The sequence below is a fragment of the Pseudomonas sp. GYB4201 genome (assembly GCF_056312595.1).
The window spans coordinates 141026-158923 of sequence record NZ_JBWGIG010000012.1 but is presented as its reverse complement, the minus strand read 5'-3'; the positions used below and the strand labels follow the sequence as shown (position 1 = coordinate 158923).

Below are 17898 nucleotides of genomic sequence, written 5' to 3'. Positions count from 1 at the left end.
TGAGCGGCGCCGGAAGGAGGGGACCCGTAGCGCAGCGGAGGGCCCAAGCAGGGGCAAGCGTTTTTTGCTTACTTTTTTTGGCGTTTGAAAAAAAGTGAGTCGCCGTAAGGGCGAAACGGTCGGTGGTCGCGCCACGAAAATGGATATGTTCGAAACCCTCAAAAGCGGGATCCACATATCGTGAACACATCCATTACCAAGGGTGATGCAGTATCACCTTTCCGGCCTTACGCCGGGTCACTTTTTGACAAACGCCTCAAAAAGTAACCAAAAAAGGCTTGCCCCTGCTTGGTCCCTACGCTTCGCTGCGGGTCCCCTCCCTCCGGCGTCGCCCAAGCGGCCGACGGCCCGGAATAGAAGCGCCTCCGGTTCCGTCTTCCCCGGCTACGCCGTGGACCGCTCGGCCAACGCCTCCAGTCGGCCCTGGCGCTTTACGGGGCACACAATCAAGATCAAAGGCCTCACGGGATCAAGATCAAACGCAGTTCGCGGCGTTTTCGAGTTCTGCGGGGATTAAAAAGCCCGCAGACCTTACGGCCAGCGGGCTTTTTTTTCGGCCAGAAAAATCAGGCCGGCGCAGAAGTCCGAATCAGGTGATCAAACGCCGCCAACGACGCCTTGGCCCCCTCACCCAACGCAATCACGATCTGCTTGAACGGCACGGTAGTCACGTCCCCCGCCGCAAAGATACCCGGCAGGTCAGTCTCCCCACGCGCATCCACCATGATCTCACCACGCGGCGACAGCTCGATGGTGCCCTTGAGCCAATCGGTGTTGGGCAACAGGCCGATCTGCACGAAGATACCTTCCAGCTCCACGGTGTGGGTCTCGCTGGTCTGGCGATCCTTGTAGCGCAGGCCATTGACCTTCTGGCCATCGCCGGTCACTTCGCTGGTCAAGGCGCTGGTGATCACGGTGACGTTAGGCAGGCTGTGCAGCTTGCGTTGCAGCACGGCGTCGGCGCGCAGCTGGCCGTCGTACTCCAGCAGGGTCACGTGGGCAACGATGCCCGCCAGGTCGATGGCCGCCTCAACTCCGGAGTTGCCGCCACCGATCACCGCCACGCGCTTGCCCTTGAACAGCGGACCGTCGCAGTGTGGGCAGTAGGCCACGCCGCGGTTGCGGTACTCTTGCTCGCCGGGCACGTTCATTTCGCGCCAGCGCGCGCCGGTGGCCAGGATCACGGTCTTGGCCTTGAGGCTCGCGCCGCTGGCGAAGCGCACTTCATGCAGTTGGCCGTCCTTGCCCGGAATCAGCGCTTCGGCGCGTTGCAGGTTCATGATGTCCACGTCGTATTCCTTGACGTGCTCTTCCAGGGCCACGGCCAGTTTCGGGCCTTCGGTGTGCTGCACCGAGATGAAGTTCTCGATGGCCATGGTGTCCAGCACCTGGCCGCCAAAGCGCTCGGCAGCGACGCCAGTGCGGATGCCCTTGCGCGCGGCGTAGATGGCCGCTGCGGAACCGGCCGGGCCACCGCCCACGACCAGCACGTCGAAGGCGTCCTTGGCGTTGAGCTTCTCGGCCGCCTTGTCGCCGGCGCTGGTGTCGATCTTGGCGAGGATTTCTTCCAGGCCCATGCGGCCCTGGCCGAACACTTCGCCGTTGAGGTACAGGCTGGGCACCGCCATCACCTGGCGGGCATCGACTTCGGCCTGGAACAGCGCGCCGTCGATGGCCACGTGGCGCACGTTGGGGTTGAGCACGGCCATCAGGTTCAGGGCCTGGACCACGTCCGGGCAGTTCTGGCACGACAGCGAGAAGTAGGTTTCAAAGTTGAATTCACCCTTGAGCCCGGCGATCTGTTCGATCACATCGGCGCTCGCTTTCGAAGGGTGGCCGCCCACTTGCAGCAGGGCCAGCACCAACGAGGTGAATTCGTGACCCATGGGGATACCAGCGAAACGCAGGCTGATATCCGCGCCAGGGCGGTTGATCGAGAACGACGGCTTGCGCGCATCGTTGCCGTTGTCCAGCAGCGTGATCTTGTCCGACAGGGCCTGGATGTCACGCAGCAGGTTGAGCAATTCCTGGGATTTCGCGCCGTCATCAAGGGACGCGACGATCTCGATCGGTTGGGTGACCCGTTCCAGGTACGACTTCAACTGGGCTTTAAGATTGGCGTCCAACATGCGGGCGATTCCTTTTCAATACGGTATAAAAAACAACGCCCGGGCGAATTCGCCCGGGCGCTTTCAGGGCGATGATGGTGTTACGCGATGACGCCACTCATCATCGTCATGAGGTCTTAGATCTTGCCGACCAGGTCCAGCGATGGAGCCAGGGTGGCTTCGCCTTCTTTCCACTTGGCTGGGCAGACTTCGCCTGGGTGGGCAGCGACGTACTGGGCAGCCTTGACCTTGCGCAGCAGCTCGGAAGCGTCACGGCCAACGCCGCCGTCGTTCAGCTCGACGATCTTGATCTGGCCTTCTGGGTTGATCACGAAGGTGCCACGGTCAGCGATACCGGCTTCTTCGATCAGCACGTCGAAGTTGCGCGAGATGACGTGGGTCGGGTCGCCGATCAGTGGGTACTGGATCTTGGCGATGGTTTCCGAGGTGTCGTGCCAGGCTTTGTGGGTGAAGTGGGTGTCGGTCGACACGCCGTAGATCTCGACGCCCAGGTCTTTGAATTGAGCGTAGTTGTCAGCCAGGTCGCCCAGTTCGGTTGGGCAGACGAAGGTGAAGTCGGCTGGGTAGAAGAACACGACAGACCATTTGCCTTTCAGATCGGCTTCGGTGACTTCTACGAACTTGCCGCCGTGGTAAGCCTGGGCTTTGAAAGGTTTGACTTGGCTGTTGATGATCGGCATCAGTAAATCTCCATGGGTTGTCGAAAGGGGTGAAAACTTTGTAGGGCTCATCCTAGCCAAGTGAGCGCTGGAGCGCTCATTGGCAAAGCTGATGTGCGTGATTGGTTTTACCTATCAGCGCGCCTAATATATAGAAGAATTGCATGAAGATCAGTCGTAGGCGAAGGTGAATGTCGCCAACGCCCCTGCACTGCCGGCAGTGATGGTGTTTTCGGTCTGCAGGTAGCGCGCCTGCAGCGGTACATCGAACGTCACCTGGCCGTTTATCACGCTGCCCGCAGGCCAGCGGGCAGGATCGCCATCGGCGGCGGATTCGGGGCCCAGCTGGACCGGGTTGCCCTGGAACTGAATCTCCACGCCCACGCCTTGCGCACGAGCATCCTGGCGCAAGCCAAGGACCTTGCTGCGGTTGGAAGGATCGGTGGCGTCGGTCAGAACCACCGACACGTACAACCTGTCCCCGCCCCCTCCGCCATGGCAGGCCAGGCGCAGGTTGAAGGGCACCAGCCCCGAGCCGCTGCCCGGTCCGTTGAAGTCACGCACCAGCGGGGCGCCCAGGTCCACCATGATGTACTGGCTGCCTGGGGCCACGCTGCAGGTGGGCTGGCGCAGCACGATGTCAACGTCGCGATCGAACTGCAGACGGATCGCCTCCAACGCGCCATAGCGCCGGGAAGCGCCAGCGCTGGACAGACGCAAGCGATCCTCATGAATATCACCGGTCTTGACCAATGTGATGAAATAGGCAGGCGTTGCATTGAAACTGCCCGCGCCGATGGCGCTGCGCAGACGCGGCCAATGCAGCGGCTGCCCTGAGCTTTCCTCCTCGATACGCATGCCCACGCCCGCCACATTGGTCGGGTAGACCCCAGGGCCCTGCTGTGGCCCAGGGTCGGCAAGCAAGCCATTGTCCAGCTCATCTGGCTGGGTGCACTCGACCCTCGCCGAATTACCCTTGGCGGTGCCTTGCCAGAGGATGTCGCCCACGGCCGCCATCGACGAGACGATCACTTGAGCGCCAAGGTCCGCCGACACCATCCGGTGCCCGCTGTCCGGGGAAAACGCACAGGCGCCATGGGCGGCGCTGCCTGCAGCCAGCAGGCAGGCCAAAGCCATCGCGTGTAGTGCCTTCATGGTGTCTTCCCCTGTTCAGGCACGCAGGTCGCCTTCATCACCTGAAGCGCCTTGCCAGCCGTCTCCATTTCGTAGTCGGCGACGCAGCGCTGCGCCTGCTGGCCACCCCATTGCACCTGCAACTGCCCCTTGCCTTGCAGCCCCCTGGCCAACACCCGGCTGCCCTGCCCTACCACGCCCAATGCCGCGCCACTGTCGTCGCTGACCTGGGCGCCGAAGGGCAAAGGACCGCCAGCCGCAAGGCGCAGATCGATCAATGCCGTGCGCCCCGTGCGGGTCGGGTAGCGCAACAAGGGCACCGCCCCGGCACGCGGCGCCACCTGCTGGCTGTTGGTGGCCAGTTCCACGTCCAGCGGCAAGCCCGTGGGGTCCACCTCGACCCGGTTCAGCTGGTAAGGCACCAGTTGCGGGACAATGGCGTGGCCACGACCATCGACGCGTACCTGACTGCCGTTGACCACCCGGGCGCCCTTGGCCTCGGGCACCTCGACGATGGCGAAGGTTTCGGCCAGCGGTTGCGCAAAGGTCACGCCGCCGGGGTGGGCAACCACCGCGCCACGGGCCCCCGCCGACACCTGGCGGCTGCGGTCCCCCTGCCCCAGCGAGGCGCTGAGTTCACCATAGGGTGCCCGCCAGCCGCCGAAGCCATTGAACTGCGCCGTGCCCCGGCCTTCGCTGACGCTGACGCCGTAGTTGTAGCGGTCGGTGCCATTGCGGTACCCGGCCTGCGCCTGGTGGCCCTGGCTACCCTGGTTGAGGCCCGCAGTCAGGTTGCCGCGGCCGCCCCCCAGGGGCAGGCTCAGGTTCAGCTGCCACACCGTTTCATCGCGGCCATGCAGGTCCCGCTCGCGGCTGGCGGTCAGCACATACCCCAGGTCGGCAAAGCGGTTGGCGTAGCCCAGCGAATAGCCCAGGCGATCGCCGCCGCCCTCCCAGCTGCTGGAATGCCAGGCGCTGCCATTGAGCTGCCCCCAGGCGCTGCCCAGCGGCTGATTGATGCTGGCGGTGGTGCGCGCGCGCTCACGCAAGCTCAATGCACGGTGGTCGTACGCCTGGGCCAGGGTGCGGTAACCGGGCCCGGTGGCCTGCTGGTAACTCAGGCCCAGGCGGGTGTCGCTGGCCATCAACAAGGTGCCGTAGGACAGGCGAAGTCGCCCACCCTGCTCGCCATCGGCCTGGGCGCGCGCCAGGTCGAGGCCGACCGCGCCAACCGGCGTGTTCAGCGCCGAGCCCAGCAGCCATTGTTGATAATCGGCGGCCAGGGTGGTGCCCATGTAGCCAGTAAAGCTATCGCTCAGGCCCTGCTGCCAGGTGCCTTGGGCGAACCACGGCGCCTGTGCATGCACCTGCTCCTGCAATTGCCCCACGCTGAGGCCGAAACGCGACCGGCCTTCGCGCAACGCCAGCGGGGCGGCGGCGTTGGTCACGGTAAAGCGCTGCTCGCTGCCGTCGGCTTCGCTGACCGTGACCTGCAGGTCGCCGCCCACGCTGGCCGCGTAGAGGTCGTCGATCACGAAGGCGCCCGGGGGGACCACCACTTCACGCAGCAGCCGTTCGCCCTGGCGGATGGCCACCCGTGCGTTGCCCCGTGCCACGCCGCGCACCACCGGCGCGTAGCCGCGCTGGGAGGCCGGCAGCATGCGGTCATCACTGAACAGGTGGATGCCACGCAGCTGCTGGGCATCGAGCAGATCGCCCTGGGTGGTGACCTGACCCAGGCGCAGTTGCGCGCCCCATGGCGCAACCTCCCGTTGCAGGTAGTGGCTCAGGGTCTGGTAGCCACCGTCGCTTGAGAGGCTGCCTTGGTGCCGCCAATGCCAGCTGCCCAGGTTCAGGCCGCTGGACAGGCCAGCATAGGTTTGCGTATGGGCGTTTCCCTGGCCGCTGTCGACGTCGAACACCGACAGGTCGTAGCTGCTGAAGGCACTGGTCACCCCCCAGTCCCATGACTCGGCATCCACAAAGCCGTCGGGCTCGCGCGCCTGCCAGGCCTGGGGGATGTCCAGCGCGAGGCGCTGTTGGGGGAAATCCAGGTGTTCGGCCGCCCCGGGCAGCCATTCCCCAAGACGACGACAGGCGTCGCCGCCCTTGGGCAATGCGTCCACGGCCACCCCCAGCTGCCGCAGCAGCGGCCGGTCGAAACAGCCATGGGCGCCCGCTTCACCCACACCCTGGCGATAAGGGATCAACAGGCGCCCCAAGGGCCGCTGGTTGACCTGCACCTGCAGCCAATAGTCGCCTGGCAACACCCGCGCCGGTTGCGAGAACACGCTCAAGTCCACGTTGCCGGCAGCACCAGGCCGCAGGAAACGCTGCTCGAATTCGATCGGCTCGGGCACCTGCGCCGCCACGGCCAGCTGCAGCCCGCCACCGGCCAGCAGCCCGGAGAACCGCAGGCGCTTCATGGCAACGCTACCTGGGCTTCGCCTGGGCGCCCGGCCCCGTAGTCATCCAGGGCAATGTAGTTAACCTGCGCGGTCGCGCCTGGCGCTGCCGTCCCTTGCAGGGGAAAACGCGCGCTGCCGAACGGTGGGATGTGCCCCGCCCCCGCCTCCAGGACCTGGCCGGCGACGCGCAGTTCGACCGCGCCGAGGTTGACCACGAACGGCCTTGGGTTGTGACCTTCGACCACCCACTGTTGCTGCTCACGGCGCACGCTCCAGCGCACAGCCGCAGGCGCATCGGCCGCACGGCCTTGCAGGCCCTGGGGCCGAAACATCAGTTTGATTCGCGTGCGAATCGCCATCTGCAATTGGTTGTTGCCCGCCTCGCCCCGAGGCGGGATTTGCAATACGTTGAGCCAGAACAGGCTCTCGCGGTCGGCCGCCAGGGGCTCGCCGGTATGCATCACCCGTAGCGCCTGGCCTTGGCTGGCCTCGATGCGCACCATCGCCGGGCTGACGATAAAGGGGACGGCCAGGGTCTGCGGGCTGGCCCCCGCGTCGCCGTCGTCCAGCCACGCCTGCACAAGCGCTGGCGCGGCGTCGGGGTTGAGCAGTTGCACGGTGACTTCGGGCGCGCCGGCCGGGTAGATGACCCGGGTAGCGCCAATGATCACGCTGGCATGGGCAGGCGCTGCCAGCAGCAACGCCGCCAGCACGGCAAAAACAGGCTTGAACATGGAGGGAATCCCTTCGCTACAACAACGACGCATGGCCTGCCGGCAGGCAGGCCATGCGCGGCACCATCACGGATAGACGAGGGAGTACATCACCCGTGTGTTCACCTCACCCGCCGTCACCACGCCGGTGGCAACGTATTCGGCGTAGTACTCGAGGTTGGCGTTGCCTGCCACGATGTCCACGGCCTGGGACTTCTGGCCCGGGAAGGCCTGGTTCAGTTCCATCTGCTGGAAGCCGTCGTTGAGCAGTGCCACTTCGACGAAGTCGGCCTGGCCGGCGCCGGTGTCGGTGACCAGCCGGCCACTGGTGGGGCTAATGGTGGGACCGGCCTCGAAATAGGTGGCGACCTTGCCGGTATCAGGCATGCATTCGGTGAGCTGCAAGTCAAAACGCGTGCGGCCTGCGCTTTGCCCGACCGTGGCCAGTGCGGTGCGCGACACCGGTGGCAGGTCGACCTGGAAGTTCGGTTGCCCGCCGTTGATCTTGCAGGTGTTGCCCTTGATTTCGCCGACGAAATCAATCTGGCCGTCCGCGGCAAACGCCGCCGGCAGCGACAGCGCGGCACATAAGGCGGTTACCGCCGTGGCTAATTTCATTTTCATGGAAGCGTTCCTTATCCCTACCTAGTGAACGACAGCGCTCATCGCTGCCGCAGCGCTCGATTGCGCCGGCCCAGTATGTAATTGGCTCACTCAAAAAGAACGTCGGAAGGATTTGCCGAACGTGTAGGACCTAGGCGCCAGAGCTATAGGACACTCGTAGAAGCCACGCACAGAAAGGCTTTAGGACGGGGTTTTTGGAGATGTAACAAGGAGAGTAATGGGCTAAAAAAGGTTACGGTGGATACCACAAAATGGATCCACCGTAACCTGTTGAAAACAACAGCTAGTACATTTTGATACGTACTTAACGCACCGATGACCGCATGGTCACAAATTCTTCGGCCGCCGTCGGATGGACCCCGATGGTTTCATCGAATACCTGCTTGGTCGCGCCGGCCTTCAACGCCACCGCCAACCCCTGAATGATTTCCCCAGCCTCCGGGCCGACCATGTGCACGCCCAGGACGCGATCGGTGCTGGCATCCACCACCAATTTCATCAAGGTACGCTCCTGGCACTCGGTGAGGGTCAGCTTCATGGGCCGGAAGCGGCTTTCGAAGATTTTCACCTCATGGCCTTGCTCCAGCGCCTGCTCTTCGGTGAGGCCCACGGTGCCAATGTTCGGCAGGCTGAATACAGCAGTGGGAATGTAGGCATAGTCCACCGGGCGGTACTGTTCGGGCTTGAACAGGCGGCGGGCCACGGCCATGCCTTCGGCCAGGGCCACCGGCGTCAGCTGCACGCGGCCGATCACGTCGCCCAGGGCCAGGATCGACGGCTCGCTGGTCTGGAACTGCTCGTCCACGGCGATGAAGCCCTTGTCGTCGAGCTTCACCGCGACGTTTTCAAGGCCCAGGTTGTCGAGCATCGGCCGGCGGCCGGTGGCGTAGAAGATGCAATCGGCCTCCAGCACGCGGCCGTCCTTGAGGGTCGCGGCCAGGGTGCCGTCGGCCTGCTTGTCGATACGCTGGATGTCGCTGTTGAACTGCAGGTTCAGGCCGCGCTTGGTCAGCTCTTCGCTCAGGTGTTCGCGCACCGAGCGGTCGAAGCCGCGCAGGAACAGGTCCTTGCGGTACAGCAGCGTGGTGTCGGCGCCCAGGCCGTGGAAGATGCCGGCGAACTCCACGGCGATGTAGCCGCCGCCCACCACCAGCACGCGTTTGGGCAGCTGCGGCAGGAAGAACGCCTCGTTGGAGGTGATGGCGTGCTCGCGGCCCGGAATGTCCGGGATCTGCGGCCAGCCGCCGGTGGCAATCAGGATGCGTTCGGTGCTGAAGCGCTGGCCATCGACTTCCACGTGGTGGGCGTCGACGATGCGCGCATGGCCTTCGAGCAGCGTCACGCCGCTGTTGACCAGCAGGTTGCGGTAGATGCCGTTGAGGCGCTGAATCTCGCGGTTCTTGTTGCCGATCAGGGTTTGCCAGTTGAAATCGGCCTCGCCCAGGGTCCAGCCGAAGCCTTGGGCCTGCTCGAAGTCCTCGGCGAAGTGGGCGCCGTACACCAGCAGTTTCTTCGGCACGCAGCCGACGTTGACACAGGTGCCGCCCAGGTAGCGGCTTTCCGCCACGGCCACCTTGGCGCCGAAACCTGCGGCAAAGCGCGCCGCGCGGACACCGCCGGAACCGGCGCCTATTACAAACAGATCAAAATCGTGGGCCATTGCTTAAGTCTCCTTGGCAGGGAACCAATACTACCCTACCCAACCGGGCCACGCGCCCCCGTAACAGCGGCCGCCAGGCCGCGTCTTATTTTCGATGGCACCGCGGGGCATTCGGACGCAGCCTGCGGCAGCTGCTACAGGATTGCCATAAACCCGTAGCAGCGGCCGCCAGGCCGCGTCTGCCGGCGCCGCGTATTTTCGATGGCACCGCGGGGCATTCGGACGCCGCCTGCGGCAGCTGCTACGCGATTGCCATAAACGCGTAGCAGCGGCCGCCAGGCCGCGTCACGAGGCCACGGGCGCAGAAATGAAAACGCCGCGGCTTTCAAGGCCGCGGCGTCGGGTGTCGCATCAACCAGCCTGGCGTCAGAACGCCTTGCCAGTCTTGTAGAAGTTCTCGAAGCAGAAGTTGGTGGCGTCGATGTAGCCTTCGGCACCGCCGCAGTCGAAACGCTGGCCCTTGAACTTGTACGCCAGCACGCAACCGGCCTGGGCCTGTTTCATCAGGGCGTCGGTGATCTGGATCTCGCCGCCCTTGCCTGGCTCGGTCTGCTCGATCAGGTCGAAGATGTCCGGAGTCAGGATGTAACGGCCGATGATGGCCAGGTTCGACGGCGCATCTTCAGGCTTTGGCTTCTCGACCATGCTGTTGACGCGGTAGATGTCGTCGCGAATCATCTCGCCGGCGATAACGCCGTACTTGTTGGTTTCCGACGGGTCGACTTCCTGGATGGCCACGATCGAGCAACGGAACTGGTTGTACAGCTTGACCATCTGGGCCAGCACGCCGTCGCCTTCCAGGTTCACGCACAGGTCATCCGCCAGGACCACGGCGAAGGGTTCGTCGCCGATCAGCGGGCGGCCGGTGAGGATGGCATGGCCCAGGCCTTTCATTTCGGTCTGGCGGGTGTACGAGAAGGTGCACTCGTCCAGCAGGCGACGGATACCGACCAGGTATTTTTCCTTGTCGGTGCCCTTGATCTGGTTTTCCAGCTCATAGCTGATGTCGAAGTGGTCTTCCAGGGCACGCTTGCCGCGACCGGTGACGATCGAGATCTGGTTCAGGCCAGCTTCCAATGCTTCTTCGACACCGTATTGGATCAGTGGCTTGTTGACCACCGGCAGCATTTCCTTGGGCATGGCTTTGGTCGCTGGCAGGAAGCGAGTGCCGTAACCGGCTGCTGGGAACAAGCATTTCTTGATCATATGAGTCCTTACAAAGGGCTGTGCTTTACGAGTTTCGGCGCAGTCTAATCAGGCAGAGGCCACCTTACAATGCCCTGCCCCCGGCCAACCAATGGAGAAATAGAGAAAACCTGTTACAGATAGTTCCGCGCGCGACACAAATTTACGCCACCGTATTGGTTTTAGCAGCAATCGCGCCAAGGGCAAGGCAGAATTTCACCGCGGGGCTGTTCGCCGCCCGCCGCGTTGTATAGCATCAGACGTCCCCCGATGGCGCACCCCGCGCCCCGGCAGGATGGCCGCCGTTCGTGCCGCCGCCCTTCCACCCTTGCCTATGATGAAACATTCGATGAACAGATTCCTGGTACTTTTCACGGTCCTGGCCCTGGGCGGCTGCGCGTCTGCCACGCCCACGGTGCTGAAGAACGGCAAGCAGGGCGTGAGCATCGACTGCTCGGGCGCCGCGGCGTCCTGGGACGCCTGCTACCAGAAAGCCGCCGACGCCTGCAGCAACGGCCGCTATGACATCGTTGGCACCGCCGGCGCCGGCCCCAAGGACAGCGACAAGACCCTGGGCGCCGACATTGGCAACTACACCAGCCGCACCCTGACCATCATGTGCAAGTAACCACGCCGTGGCGCGGTCACTCGCCGGAGATACAGGCCGTGACCGCGCGCTGCACGTCATGGGGGCGGATCGGCACATTGGAGATGCGCTCATGCAGCTTGATGCTGCTGCCATCGTTGGAGCGCTTGTCGATGTCGATCACCGCCGCCGGGCCCGAGGACAGTTTCTGCGGCACGATCACCCGGTAGCCTTCGCGCCAGGGTTCGACGGTTGACGGCTTGCGGCTGTCGGCCAGGTGCTTGACCACGCAATCGCTGAATTCCTTGGGCGACTTGCCGGAAATCACCCCCATGGTCTCGGGGCTTTTCTCGATGTCCGAGACACTGGCGCACCCGCCCAGCAAAGCCACCACCGCCACCCACGCCCATTTCATAAACGAACTCCCTTGCAAAAGACTCTGTGACCGCCCAAGTGGCCATTTGCTCCACCTGGTCGCAAATTTTCCTGCGCTGCGCAGGAAACGCGGCGCCATGAAGCCTGCCATGGTATCGTTTTGGTTTGCCAAAAGATGCATCCCGGAGATTCACATGAAATTCGTACACCAGCGCGAGCACCTCAACGAAGATGACCTGGTGGTCATCGAGTGCTCCCAGCGCTGCAACATCCGCCTGATGAGCGACGCTAACTTCCGCAGTTTCAAGAACGGCGGGCGTCACACCTACCATGGTGGCCAGTTCGATACCTTCCCGGCCAAGATCACCGCGCCCAGCACCGGTTTCTGGAACATCACCATCGACACCACCGGCGCCAAGCTGGCCATGGGCGCACACCGCAAGGCGTTCACCCACAAGATCAAGATCGTGCGCCGTTCGGCCTCCAAGTTCAGCTGATTCCCTTTCGCAGGTAACTTTTCGTGACCAAGTACGTGATCCACTACAAAATCAACGGCGAGCGCCGCTGGGACTTCGCCCACCTGGCGACCGGCTCGCTGGAAGAAGCCAAGGCCGCCCTGGCCGCCATCCATGGCGACAGCGACGAGCCGATCACCGAGATCCGCGTCAGCAAGGCGCTGTAAGCGCCCTGCCCCGCCAGCCGTTCCATGAACCTGGACCTGGAACTGTTCGACGAGGCGGCCACCCGCCAGCCGCCCCGGGTCGAGCAGCTCGGCCCGCAGACCTTCGTGCTGCGCGCCTTCGCCCTGCCCTTCGTCGATGAGCTGCTGCCACCGTTGCGCAGCGTGCTCAAGGCCGCGCCCTTTCGGCGCATGCTCACCCCCGGCGGCCAGACCATGTCGGTGGCGCTGAGCAATTGCGGCCCCCTGGGCTGGACCACCGACGCCCAGGGCTACCGCTACACCCCGCTCGACCCGCGCACCGGCCAGCCCTGGCCTGCCCTGCCCGAGGTGTTCTGCCGCCTGGCCAGTGAAGCCGCCGCGGTGGCGGGGTTTGCCAATTTCGTGCCCGACGCCTGCCTGATCAACCGCTACGTGCCCGGCGCGCGCATGTCGCTGCACCAGGACAAGAACGAGCGCGACTACGATGCGCCCATCGTCTCCGTGTCCCTGGGCCTGCCGGCGATGTTCCAGATGGGTGGCCTGGCGCGCAGCGACCGCCCGCTGCGGGTGCCGTTGCTGCACGGCGACGTGATGGTGTGGGGCGGCGTCGACCGCCTGCGCTTCCACGGCGTGCTGCCGCTCAAGGAAGGCACGCACGCCGTGATGGGCCCCCAGCGCATCAACTTCACCCTGCGCAAGGCCGGTTGAGCGCCGGACGCGGCCATGCGGCCGCTAGCAGCAACTGTCTTGAAATGGCGTTGTCTGCATCGCGACTAAAGTCGGCTCCTACACTATTCGTGGTAGGAGCCGGCCTTGGCCGCGATGCAGGCGACGCGGTCCATGGGATATCCACATTCGCGTAGCAGCTGCCGAAGGCTGCGTCAGGACGCCCCCAGCAACTCGCTGATCCACCCCACCTGCTGGTTCACCTCAGCCAATTTCGCCGCTGGCACCGCCTGCCGCGCCCGGGCGAACTGCGCCAGGGTCTTGCGCCGCTGGCGCAGCACGTGCTGCCACTTGAGCAGGAACGCCGGGCTGCGCGCCTGCAGCTGCAACGGGCCGAAGTACAGCTCGCGGTCGCTGTAGCTCACCGGCCCGCTGCGCTCGGCGACGATGATCTCGTAGTCGAAGCGGTTCTCGCGCAGCACTTCCTCGTGAATGATGCGGTAGTGGTTGGCCATCAGCCACTGGCGCAACGGCTGCTCGCCGCCGTTGGGCTGCAGGACCAAGCGTTCCTGGCCGCTCAGGCGCGCAGCGCCAGCCAGCAGGATGTCGCGAATGGTCTCGCCGCCCATGCCGCACATCGTGATGGCGGTGATGCCATCGCCTGGCTCGATGGCCGCCAGGCCGTTGGCCAGGCGCACGGTCACCACAGCCTCCAGGCCATTGTCGCGCACCGTGCGCTCGGCGGCCTGGAACGGCGTCACCGCCACCTCGCCGGCCACCGCCGTGGCAATGGCGCCGCGGCGCAGCAGCGCCACCGGCAGGTAGGCGTGGTCGGAGCCGATATCGGCCAGGCGCGCCCCGGCCGGCACCTGCGCGGCCACGCGCGCCAGGCGCATGGACAATGTCTGTTGGTTCAACGGCAACCCCTTGTAGCCACGAGCGTCCGGCCTCGGCGGCCGGATCGGGCGGCGATTCTGTCGGGGACGCCGGTGAATTTCAACCGCTGGGCCGACGAATTTGCACCTATAGTGTCTTGTTCCCAACCCTATCGTGGAACTGCCCCATGACCTCCATCGCCATCGTTTACTTCAGCGGCTACGGCCACACCGCCAAGCAGGCCGAAGCCGTGCACGCCGGCGCCGCCGCAGCACCGGGCGCCCAGGCCACGCTGTACCGCATCGACGCCAACGGCGACCTCGGCGACGCCGACTGGGAAGCCATCAGCGCCGCCGACGCCATCATCTACGGCAGCCCCACCTACATGGGCGGGCCGGCCTGGCAGTTCAAGAAGTTCGCCGACACCTCGTCCAAGCCCTGGTTTGGCCAGGCCTGGAAAGACAAGGTAGCCGCCGGCTTCACCAACTCGGCCTCGGTGAACGGCGACAAGTTCTCCACCATCACCTACTTCTGGACCCTGTCCCAGCAGCACGGCCAGGTGTGGATCGGCACCGGCCTGATGCCCGCCAACACCAAGGCCCACGGCCCCAACGACATCAACTGGACCGCAGGCTTTGGCGGCGCGCTGGCGGTGTCGCCGTCGGACGCCTCGCCGGACGAGGCGCCACGCGGCGGCGACCTGGAGACCGCCAAGCTACTGGGCCAGCGCGTGGCCGAGTTCGCCGCGCGGCTCAAACGCTGAAGCCTGCGCATGCACAGCGCATCCTCTCGCCGTGACGGGGCGGCGCTGGATGCGCTGAATTTCTTCCTGGCCGACGTCCGCGATGGGCTGGGCCCTTACCTGGCCATCTACCTGCTGGCCGAGCACCACTGGGACGCCGCGCAGATCGGCCTGGTAATGACCTTGGCCGGCCTCGCCGCCCTGGTGGCGCAGACGCCCGCCGGGGCGCTGATCGACGGCACGCAGCGCAAGCGCGGCACGGTGATCATCGCCGCGCTACTGGTGACGGCCAACTGCCTGGCACTGCCCTGGACCGCCGCCTTTACCTGGGTAGCCATCACCCAGTCGCTCAGCGCCGTCGCCGCGTCGGTGTTTGCCCCGGCCATTGCCGCGCTGTCCCTGGGCATCGTCGGGCCACGGGCGTTCACCCGCCGCACCGGGCGCAACGAAGGTTTCAACCACGCCGGCAACGCCGTGGCGGCGCTGCTGGCCGGCACCCTGGCCCTGTGGCTGGGGCCCACGGCGGTGTTCTACCTGATGGCGTTCATGGCCTTGGCCAGCGTCGTCGCCACCTGGGCCATCGACCCGCGCACCATCGACCACCAGCAGGCCCGCGGCCTGGGCGGAGCAACACCCGCCGCGAGCGCCCCGGCCCTGGGCGTGCTGCTGGGCAACCGCCCACTGCTGACCCTGGCGCTGTGCTGCGCGCTGTTCCACCTGGCCAACGCCGCCATGCTGCCCCTGGTCAGCCAGAAGCTGGCGTTGCATGACCTGGCCCTGGCCACGCCGCTGACCTCGGCCTGCATCATCGCCGCCCAGCTGGTGATGGTGCCCATGGCCTGGCTGGTGGGTGCCCGCGCCGACCAGTGGGGGCGCAAGCCGCTGCTGCTGGCCGGTTTCCTGATTCTGCCGCTGCGCGGCGTGCTCTACACCCTATCCGATGACGCCGCCTGGCTGGTGGCCATCCAGACCCTCGACGGCATCGGCGCCGGCCTGTTCGGCGCGCTGCTGCCACTGATGGTCAAGGACCTGACCCAGGGCACCGGCCACTTCAACGTGGCCCTGGGCGCAGTGACCACCGTGTTCGGCCTGGGCGCGGCACTGAGCGCCGGGCTGGCCGGGCTGATGGTGCACTGGGGCGGCTACAGCGCCGGCTTCCTGACCCTGGCCGCAGTGGCCTGCGCGGCGTTGCTGTTGCTGTGGGTGAAAATGCCGGAGACACTGCCCGCCACAGACACCTCCCCTACCCTTGCCCGAGCCCGCTGAATGCACTTCACCCCCACGCAACTGTTGATCTGGGCCGTCGCCCTGCTGGCCACCCTGGGTATCCTGCTGCGCCCCTGGCGCTCGCCCGAATACGCCTGGGCTGCAGGCGCTGCGCTGCTGTTGACCGGCACCGGGCTGATCCCGCTGCCCAGCGCCCTGGCAGCGGTGGCCAAGGGCACCGACGTGTACCTGTTCCTGATCGGCATGATGGCGCTGGCGGAACTGGCGCGGCAAAAAGGCCTGTTCGACTGGCTGGCCATGGTCGCCGCCGGCCATGCCAAGGGCTCGGCAACCCGGCTGTTCGACCTGGTGTTTCTGGTCGGCACGCTGGTGACGGTGCTGCTGTCCAACGACGCCACCGCCGTGGTGCTGACGCCGGCAGTGTACGCCGCCGCCCGCGCGGCGCGCGCCGAGCCGCTGCCGTACCTGTTCGTGTGCGCGTTCATCGCCAACGCCGCCAGCTTCGTGCTGCCCATCTCCAACCCCGCCAACCTGGTGGTGTTCGGCAGCCACCTGCCGCCGCTGCCCACCTGGCTGGCGCACTTCGGCCTGCCGTCGCTGGCGGCCATCGTGCTGACCTATGCGGTGCTGCGCTTTAGCCAGCGCCACGCCTTGCGCGCGCCGCTGGCCACCGAGTTCACGCCCCAGCCGCTAACCACCAGCGCGCGGCTGACCGCCTGGGGCATCGGCCTGACGGCGGCGGTGCTGCTGCTGGCCTCGGCGCTGGATTGGCAACTGGGCCTGCCGACCTTCTGCGCCGGCCTGGCGACGGTGCTGGGCGTGCACCTGCTGGAGCGCGCCAGCCCATTGCCGGTGCTGCGCCATGTGGCCTGGGGGGTGTTGCCGCTGGTGGCAGGGCTGTTCGTGCTGGTGGCGGGCCTGACCCAGACCGGGCTCACCACCTGGCTGGCGCGGGAACTGGCGGCGCTGGCCACGCAGTCACCCACCCAGGCCGGTTGGCTGGGCGGCGTGGTGATTGGCGTGGCCAGCAACCTGATCAACAACCTGCCGGCGGGGCTGATCGCCGGCTCCATGAACCAGATTGCGCCGCTACCCACGGCCACCACCGCCGCGTTGCTGATTGGCGTGGACCTGGGCCCGAACCTGTCGGTGACCGGCTCGCTGGCGACCCTGTTGTGGCTGATTGCGGTGCGCCGCGAGGGCGGCCATGTCAGCGCCCTGGGCTTCCTGCGGCTGGGCGCGCTGGTCATGCCGCCGGCCTTGCTGGCGGCGTTGGCGCTGATATGACGCAATCGGCGGGTTGCGCACGCGAACGCGTATACCCCATAAATCGCGTCGCCTGCATCGCGATCAATGCCCGGCTTTCATCGCCGCCACCAACTTGTCGACGTTGTAATGGAACATCTTCGCGTAGGTGGAGGCCGGGCCGTCCGCCGGGCTCAGGGCTTCCACGTACAGCTCGCCACCCGGTTGCGCGCCGGTGGCCGCGGCAATCTGCTTGACCAGCCGCGGGTCGCCGGAGTTCTCGAAGAAGTAGGCGCTGACGTGCTCGCCCTTGATCTGCCGGATCAGCTTCGACACGTCCGCCGCCGACGCCTCGTTCTCGGTGGAGAAGCCCAGCGGCGACAAGAACGTCACGCCATAGGCGTCACCGAAGTAGCCGAAGGCATCGTGGGAGGTCAGCACCTTGCGCTGGGCCTTGGGGATGCTGGCGATCTCGCTGCGGGCGTAGCGGTCCAGGGCCTGCAGCTGGTCGATGTAGCGCTCGCCATTGGCCTGGAATTCGGCAGCGTCGGCGGGATCGGCCTGCTTCAGCGCGGCGACGATGTTACGCACATACACCACGCCATTGGCGGCGCTGTTCCAGGCGTGGGGGTCGGTGATCTGCTGGCCATCCTCCTCCATGCTGCGGGTCTTGATGCCCGTGGACAGCACCACCGGCGTGCCCTGGTAGCCCGACGCGGTGATCAGCCGGTCCATCCAGCCTTCCAGGTGCAGGCCGCTGACGAAGGTGATATCGGCGTGGCGCAGGGCCTGGGCATCGGCCGGGGTCGGCTCGTACACATGGGGGTCGCCGTTTGGGCCGATCAGCGAAGTCACGTGCACGTGCTCGCCGCCCACGGTGTGCACCATGTCGGCAATCACGGTGAACGAGGCCACCGCTTCCAGGGGCTTGGCCTGGGCCAGGGCGCTGAACGCGGACAGGGTAAGCACAGCAGCAGCCACAACGGGTGTGCGTTTCATGGTGGTCCT

Annotated in this window: 18 protein-coding genes; 7 read left to right on the top strand and 11 right to left on the bottom strand. The window is 65.6% G+C overall.

Going from position 1 to position 17898, the window contains the following annotated elements; genetic code table 11:
- Positions 1 to 566: 566 nt before the first annotated feature.
- From ahpF to galU, 8 genes are all read right to left on the bottom strand, one after another.
- Positions 567 to 2129: an alkyl hydroperoxide reductase subunit F gene (gene ahpF / locus AC0Z2B_RS14105; RefSeq protein ID WP_476297386.1), complete on the bottom strand. Its 1563-nt coding sequence runs from the start codon at positions 2127 to 2129 to the stop codon at positions 567 to 569.
- Positions 2130 to 2245: 116 nt separating this feature from the next.
- On the bottom strand, positions 2246 to 2809 hold the full coding sequence (ahpC, locus tag AC0Z2B_RS14100; RefSeq protein WP_027977611.1) for an alkyl hydroperoxide reductase subunit C: 564 nt from the start codon (positions 2807 to 2809) through the stop codon (positions 2246 to 2248).
- 150 nt (positions 2810 to 2959) lie between these two features.
- Complete coding sequence (locus AC0Z2B_RS14095) at positions 2960 to 3943, bottom strand: fimbrial protein (protein WP_476297385.1); 984 nt, start codon at positions 3941 to 3943, stop codon at positions 2960 to 2962.
- Complete coding sequence (locus tag AC0Z2B_RS14090) at positions 3940 to 6348, bottom strand: fimbria/pilus outer membrane usher protein (RefSeq protein ID WP_476297383.1); 2409 nt, start codon at positions 6346 to 6348, stop codon at positions 3940 to 3942. The genes AC0Z2B_RS14095 and AC0Z2B_RS14090 overlap by 4 nt, the downstream gene beginning before the upstream one ends.
- Positions 6345 to 7064: a fimbria/pilus periplasmic chaperone gene (locus AC0Z2B_RS14085; RefSeq protein ID WP_476297382.1), complete on the bottom strand. Its 720-nt coding sequence runs from the start codon at positions 7062 to 7064 to the stop codon at positions 6345 to 6347. Before AC0Z2B_RS14085 ends, AC0Z2B_RS14090 begins: the two co-directional genes overlap by 4 nt.
- Before the next feature lie 66 nt (positions 7065 to 7130).
- Complete coding sequence (locus tag AC0Z2B_RS14080) at positions 7131 to 7667, bottom strand: fimbrial protein (protein WP_476297380.1); 537 nt, start codon at positions 7665 to 7667, stop codon at positions 7131 to 7133.
- Between the two features lie 304 nt (positions 7668 to 7971).
- Complete coding sequence (gene gorA / locus AC0Z2B_RS14075; protein ID WP_476297378.1) at positions 7972 to 9327, bottom strand: glutathione-disulfide reductase; 1356 nt, start codon at positions 9325 to 9327, stop codon at positions 7972 to 7974.
- A 366-nt stretch (positions 9328 to 9693) separates the two neighbouring features.
- Positions 9694 to 10533 carry a UTP--glucose-1-phosphate uridylyltransferase GalU gene (galU, locus tag AC0Z2B_RS14070; protein ID WP_476297376.1) on the bottom strand — a complete coding sequence of 280 codons (840 nt, stop codon included), beginning with the start codon at positions 10531 to 10533 and terminating at the stop codon, positions 9694 to 9696.
- Between the two features lie 328 nt (positions 10534 to 10861).
- Between galU and AC0Z2B_RS14065 the strand changes: the two genes are divergently transcribed.
- Entirely contained in the window at positions 10862 to 11140 is a 279-nt protein-coding gene (locus AC0Z2B_RS14065; protein ID WP_476297374.1) for a hypothetical protein, read from the top strand.
- 16 nt (positions 11141 to 11156) lie between these two features.
- Here the strand turns inward: AC0Z2B_RS14065 and AC0Z2B_RS14060 are convergent, their stop codons facing one another.
- On the bottom strand, positions 11157 to 11513 hold the full coding sequence (locus AC0Z2B_RS14060; protein ID WP_476297372.1) for a hypothetical protein: 357 nt from the start codon (positions 11511 to 11513) through the stop codon (positions 11157 to 11159).
- A 154-nt stretch (positions 11514 to 11667) separates the two neighbouring features.
- Here AC0Z2B_RS14060 and AC0Z2B_RS14055 point away from each other — a divergent pair, with 154 nt between their 5' ends.
- Genes AC0Z2B_RS14055 through alkB form a run of 3 tightly spaced genes read left to right on the top strand, consistent with a single transcriptional unit; the run spans position 11668 to position 12842 of the window.
- Positions 11668 to 11970 carry a DUF1883 domain-containing protein gene (locus tag AC0Z2B_RS14055; RefSeq protein ID WP_027977603.1) on the top strand — a complete coding sequence of 101 codons (303 nt, stop codon included), beginning with the start codon at positions 11668 to 11670 and terminating at the stop codon, positions 11968 to 11970.
- A 23-nt stretch (positions 11971 to 11993) separates the two neighbouring features.
- Positions 11994 to 12155, top strand: coding sequence for a hypothetical protein (locus AC0Z2B_RS14050; RefSeq protein ID WP_416424785.1), 162 nt, complete (start codon positions 11994 to 11996; stop codon positions 12153 to 12155).
- A gap of 24 nt (positions 12156 to 12179) precedes the next feature.
- On the top strand, positions 12180 to 12842 hold the full coding sequence (gene alkB, locus AC0Z2B_RS14045) for a DNA oxidative demethylase AlkB (RefSeq protein WP_476297370.1): 663 nt from the start codon (positions 12180 to 12182) through the stop codon (positions 12840 to 12842).
- Positions 12843 to 13015: 173 nt separating this feature from the next.
- Here the strand turns inward: alkB and AC0Z2B_RS14040 are convergent, their stop codons facing one another.
- Complete coding sequence (locus tag AC0Z2B_RS14040; RefSeq protein ID WP_476297368.1) at positions 13016 to 13717, bottom strand: tRNA (adenine(22)-N(1))-methyltransferase; 702 nt, start codon at positions 13715 to 13717, stop codon at positions 13016 to 13018.
- Between the two features lie 146 nt (positions 13718 to 13863).
- Here AC0Z2B_RS14040 and AC0Z2B_RS14035 point away from each other — a divergent pair, with 146 nt between their 5' ends.
- Genes AC0Z2B_RS14035 through AC0Z2B_RS14025 form a run of 3 tightly spaced genes read left to right on the top strand, consistent with a single transcriptional unit; the run spans position 13864 to position 16932 of the window.
- Positions 13864 to 14439 carry an NAD(P)H-dependent oxidoreductase gene (locus AC0Z2B_RS14035; RefSeq protein ID WP_473002645.1) on the top strand — a complete coding sequence of 192 codons (576 nt, stop codon included), beginning with the start codon at positions 13864 to 13866 and terminating at the stop codon, positions 14437 to 14439.
- Between the two features lie 9 nt (positions 14440 to 14448).
- Positions 14449 to 15684 carry an MFS transporter gene (locus AC0Z2B_RS14030; protein ID WP_476297366.1) on the top strand — a complete coding sequence of 412 codons (1236 nt, stop codon included), beginning with the start codon at positions 14449 to 14451 and terminating at the stop codon, positions 15682 to 15684.
- Positions 15685 to 16932 carry an arsenic transporter gene (locus AC0Z2B_RS14025; RefSeq protein WP_476297365.1) on the top strand — a complete coding sequence of 416 codons (1248 nt, stop codon included), beginning with the start codon at positions 15685 to 15687 and terminating at the stop codon, positions 16930 to 16932. It abuts the gene before it with no gap.
- Positions 16933 to 16995: 63 nt separating this feature from the next.
- On the opposite strand, the gene AC0Z2B_RS14020 is transcribed toward AC0Z2B_RS14025, so the two are convergent.
- The gene (locus AC0Z2B_RS14020) at positions 16996 to 17889 is read right to left on the bottom strand and encodes a metal ABC transporter substrate-binding protein (protein ID WP_476297363.1); all 894 of its coding nucleotides are present in this window, start codon (positions 17887 to 17889) and stop codon (positions 16996 to 16998) included.
- Between the last annotated feature and the right edge of the window lie 9 nt (positions 17890 to 17898).

What these genes read in the sequence shown, in the direction of transcription:
- ahpF (WP_476297386.1), bottom strand. Translation starts at nt 2,129, where the DNA reads ATGTTGGACGCCAATCTTAAAGCCCAGTTGAAGTCGTACCTGGAACGG.
- ahpC (WP_027977611.1), bottom strand. Translation starts at nt 2,809, where the DNA reads ATGCCGATCATCAACAGCCAAGTCAAACCTTTCAAAGCCCAGGCTTAC.
- AC0Z2B_RS14095 (WP_476297385.1), bottom strand. Translation starts at nt 3,943, where the DNA reads ATGAAGGCACTACACGCGATGGCTTTGGCCTGCCTGCTGGCTGCAGGC.
- AC0Z2B_RS14090 (WP_476297383.1), bottom strand. Translation starts at nt 6,348, where the DNA reads ATGAAGCGCCTGCGGTTCTCCGGGCTGCTGGCCGGTGGCGGGCTGCAG.
- AC0Z2B_RS14085 (WP_476297382.1), bottom strand. Translation starts at nt 7,064, where the DNA reads ATGTTCAAGCCTGTTTTTGCCGTGCTGGCGGCGTTGCTGCTGGCAGCG.
- AC0Z2B_RS14080 (WP_476297380.1), bottom strand. Translation starts at nt 7,667, where the DNA reads ATGAAAATGAAATTAGCCACGGCGGTAACCGCCTTATGTGCCGCGCTG.
- gorA (WP_476297378.1), bottom strand. Translation starts at nt 9,327, where the DNA reads ATGGCCCACGATTTTGATCTGTTTGTAATAGGCGCCGGTTCCGGCGGT.
- galU (WP_476297376.1), bottom strand. Translation starts at nt 10,533, where the DNA reads ATGATCAAGAAATGCTTGTTCCCAGCAGCCGGTTACGGCACTCGCTTC.
- AC0Z2B_RS14065 (WP_476297374.1), top strand. Translation starts at nt 10,862, where the DNA reads ATGAACAGATTCCTGGTACTTTTCACGGTCCTGGCCCTGGGCGGCTGC.
- AC0Z2B_RS14060 (WP_476297372.1), bottom strand. Translation starts at nt 11,513, where the DNA reads ATGAAATGGGCGTGGGTGGCGGTGGTGGCTTTGCTGGGCGGGTGCGCC.
- AC0Z2B_RS14055 (WP_027977603.1), top strand. Translation starts at nt 11,668, where the DNA reads ATGAAATTCGTACACCAGCGCGAGCACCTCAACGAAGATGACCTGGTG.
- alkB (WP_476297370.1), top strand. Translation starts at nt 12,180, where the DNA reads ATGAACCTGGACCTGGAACTGTTCGACGAGGCGGCCACCCGCCAGCCG.
- AC0Z2B_RS14035 (WP_473002645.1), top strand. Translation starts at nt 13,864, where the DNA reads ATGACCTCCATCGCCATCGTTTACTTCAGCGGCTACGGCCACACCGCC.
- AC0Z2B_RS14030 (WP_476297366.1), top strand. Translation starts at nt 14,449, where the DNA reads ATGCACAGCGCATCCTCTCGCCGTGACGGGGCGGCGCTGGATGCGCTG.
- AC0Z2B_RS14025 (WP_476297365.1), top strand. Translation starts at nt 15,685, where the DNA reads ATGCACTTCACCCCCACGCAACTGTTGATCTGGGCCGTCGCCCTGCTG.
- AC0Z2B_RS14020 (WP_476297363.1), bottom strand. Translation starts at nt 17,889, where the DNA reads ATGAAACGCACACCCGTTGTGGCTGCTGCTGTGCTTACCCTGTCCGCG.